This is a genomic window from Nitrospinota bacterium (assembly GCA_009873635.1).
Classification (GTDB): domain Bacteria; phylum Nitrospinota; class Nitrospinia; order Nitrospinales; family VA-1; genus LS-NOB.
This window is the reverse complement of record WAHY01000031.1, coordinates 13513-16817: the sequence shown is the minus strand read 5'-3', so window position 1 is coordinate 16817 and position 3305 is coordinate 13513. Positions and strand designations below refer to the sequence as shown.

The 3305-nt window shown below is 41.0% G+C and carries 3 protein-coding genes; 1 reads left to right on the top strand and 2 read right to left on the bottom strand.

What is annotated here, in order from left to right:
• The first annotated feature begins 6 nt into the window (after positions 1-6).
• Positions 7-846 (top strand): CDP-alcohol phosphatidyltransferase family protein, encoded by an 840-nt coding sequence (locus F3741_11885; GenBank protein MZG31480.1) that lies wholly within the window; start codon positions 7-9, stop codon positions 844-846.
• A gap of 529 nt (positions 847-1375) precedes the next feature.
• Here the strand turns inward: F3741_11885 and F3741_11880 are convergent.
• Together F3741_11880 and F3741_11875 are read right to left on the bottom strand one after the other, a co-directional pair.
• On the bottom strand, positions 1376-2326 hold the full coding sequence (locus tag F3741_11880) for a methyltransferase domain-containing protein (GenBank protein MZG31479.1): 951 nt from the start codon (positions 2324-2326) through the stop codon (positions 1376-1378).
• 430 nt (positions 2327-2756) lie between these two features.
• Entirely contained in the window at positions 2757-3209 is a 453-nt protein-coding gene (locus tag F3741_11875; protein MZG31478.1) for a hypothetical protein, read from the bottom strand.
• Positions 3210-3305 lie beyond the last annotated feature (96 nt).

The following is a 3305-nucleotide window of genomic DNA, read 5'->3' as shown; positions in this document are numbered from 1 at the left end:
TAGTAGATGAGTGAGGCGCGATCCCGCATAGACTTGGTTGAGCCGGTTAATCGTTATATACAGGACCCTATTGCCAATCAATTTGTATGTTTTTTGAAAAATACACCAGTGACTCCAAACCAGGTGACCTACTTTTCTGTTCTGGTTGGATTTGCATCCGGTTACGCGTTTAGTTTTGCCAGTGCGCTTTCTCTAGTGATAGGAGGAGTTTTGCTGGAAGTTACTTTGTTGCTGGACTGTGTGGATGGACAATTGGCTCGAGCCAAAAATATGGCAAGTGACTGGGGAAGGCTGATTGATGGAATAGCAGGATATTTTGCCTACCTTGCTGTGGTGTATGGGCTTATTCGGGGATACCCTCAACATGCCCTTGTCTTGAAAATCATTGCGGGGATGATCATATTGCGGGCTATTTCTTATGATTATTGTAAACAAAGTCTCGTTCCCTTATTAATACATGGCTATGATGGAGTGGAAAAGGAAATTCAAAGTACCAGTCAAAAAATTCAGAAAAAAATGTCCTGGGTATTGGTGATATATTTTTATTATATGCAGGTTCAACAATTCTTTTTTCGGGGCCAATGGGATTCTTTGAGCCAAATGGAAACAGGCAGTCGACCCCCAAAAGCGGATTTGACCTTTGAGCAGCGCAAGGCGTGCTTTGAGAAAATAAAAATTTTGTTGCTCCTTTGGCGGTGGAATGGTCTTGACCTTCCACTTTTTTTACTTGCCTTGTTTGCCGTTATGGGAATTCTTACAACCAGCCTTATCCCTTTTGCCTGTATTATGATCGTTCAATATACAATTACTTTGGCTGCCCATCATTATTTTTTCAGAATTGTTTGAATTAAATAGATTTATCTCCTAAAGACTTCTGATAAAAAATTGCGGATTCCACCAATTTGAAAGACCTATATTGGTGCACTCATTAAATTAGCTAAGACTTTGGATGAATTATTCGTTCTTCTTGTTAAATCAGGAGCTTCTGCTTTACCTAAATGATACTCTCGACCATATTCATCATGATGAAGAAGTTATAGGATCATTGTTGTGTAGACGAACTTCTATTTTGCAGCCTTTCTCCTGAATTTGCCTTTTAACATACGGAAGGTACCTCCCTCTTGAGGCAGTCCTATTCGGTTTCCACAGTCTTCGCATTTCAATGTGGGGAGATCTGACTTGTTTGAAATGGATCTTAACTCTGTAAGTGAACTGGGTTTAACGACTCGGTTGAGGTAGAGTCTTATCAGTTGACCCGAGCCTTTCTTTTGATATCGAAGTATAAAACCCCCGCACTGGCTGCATAATATATCGATGGTCTGACTTGCCATTCACCCAACTCAAATAGAGCTATAGTTTACTGCATATAAGGTGTCTAACAACATGCGCCATTATTTATTGCGGAGATTCCTTCCTGAGCTTGCGGTGAGCTGCAGTCAAAGGGTCCATAATGGGTTGTAAAATCTCCCTGGATATCAAAATGCTCACTGAAACGGGTATCGCTGAGCATTTTGCTTGTGTTGCCACAAACTGGAACGGGAATACCTGTTTGAAAATAATGATGATCGTCAAGAGTGAACCCGTGTGGGAACTCTGGAATACTACCTTTGTAATAGGCGACATGACCAAAGTTTTCGCATATATCTTCGAAATCGCATTTGAAACTACGCACGGTCATAGAATAAAAGTCAATCATGCCTGCTTTGCGCTGGATGTCCTCGTTGTTAAGAGTCAACTGGTTTTTGGTGATCACTCGATAATCAAGAACACCTGTTTTTGTTAAAATTCGCCTGAAATCTTCTATGTACAGGGCTCCCCCAAGGCATTCGCCAAGTAAGACGGGGTCAGTGGTCAGTGGTTCCGGTACCCGTCGTCCAGAAAAAACATCTGAAAGGTACAACTCGCCTCCAGGTTTGAGAACCCGGAAAATTTCACGAAATACACTTTCTTTATCAGGAGAGAGATTGATCACGCAGTTGGAAATAATGACATCTACAGAATTATCTTCAAGATTTGCGGAACTGAGATCTTCAATCCAGCCTTTTCGAAAGTCTACGTTGGGTTTATCCAGATTAAATTTGTTGGTATGAAAGTCGACGTGCTTTCTGGCTACAGCAAGTTGTTCATCGGTCATATCAATACCGATGACCATACCATCTGGTCCTACCAGCTGGGCTAGAAGGTAGCAGTCCCGACCAGAACCACATCCGAGATCAACGACTGTTTTTCCATAAATACTGGCAGGAAATGAAGAGGCACAACCATAAAACCGGGACTGTACCTCTTCATGTATATTTTTCAAGTATGGACGCAGGTATGCGGGCATTGTATCTGCCGCGCAACATGCGCTGGTCTGAAGATCATTTTTGGTTTTAAGTACTTTTCCGTAATAGTTCTGAACGTCTTGAAGAATTTTTGAACGGGTATTCACTATTTATCTCCTGAAAATATCAAAGCAAAGAGAGTTGCCTTTGCCGCAGCCTTAAAACCCTGCAATTTTAAATCTAACTATAATCTAACCTTGTTGGACCTATTCTATATAAAAACTTATATATATTGAAACTTTTGTCGGTTTCTACGACCAGCCCTTACAGATAACCTGATTTTTCCGGGCGGACAGGGGGTGGTGTAATTATTTGATATATATGGTTTTTTTGTGGGGTGCTGCGGTGTAGGTGTTGCAACCTGTTATTCAATTATAGCGGGAATATTGAAAATATTTTGCGGTTAAGCAGGGATTTTGCCTAAAACAGGTATCAATACTTTTGAATAAGTACAACAAGATGAAAAGTCTGATCTTTAATCTTAAAAGGAACGTGAAACTTGGGAACTCCATTCGGTGCGATGTCTTGAGAATGATCTTCTCCCATCTTGGACTCAGGAAGACCTAAATCCCAAACCAGTTCAATTCCGTCTCTTATATCATTAGAGTCATATATTAAATTTGCTATGTCTCTTGAAAATGAAGAAATTCTTGGTTTGACGATACCGCCAATAATATTAGTTAGCTCTTGAGCTACGCCGCATACTTGTTCGATATCTACTTCTCCGAATATTTCTTCGTAAATACCACAAGCGACTTCTTTGGGAAAGTTAATGAGTATTGTTATCTGGATTCTATCCTCAGCGGATAAAAGATCGACCCAGGCACTGAAGTAACCATTTAACCCGGCAGGGCCGTTGGGGCTTTCCGGCACCGCTTCAGCCATATATTGCTCCAAAGCTTCAATGGTACTTCAGTAAATGCCTTAACAATTGGTGCTGGAACTTCAACGGGTGAGTCTTTCCATGATGAATCTGGAGTT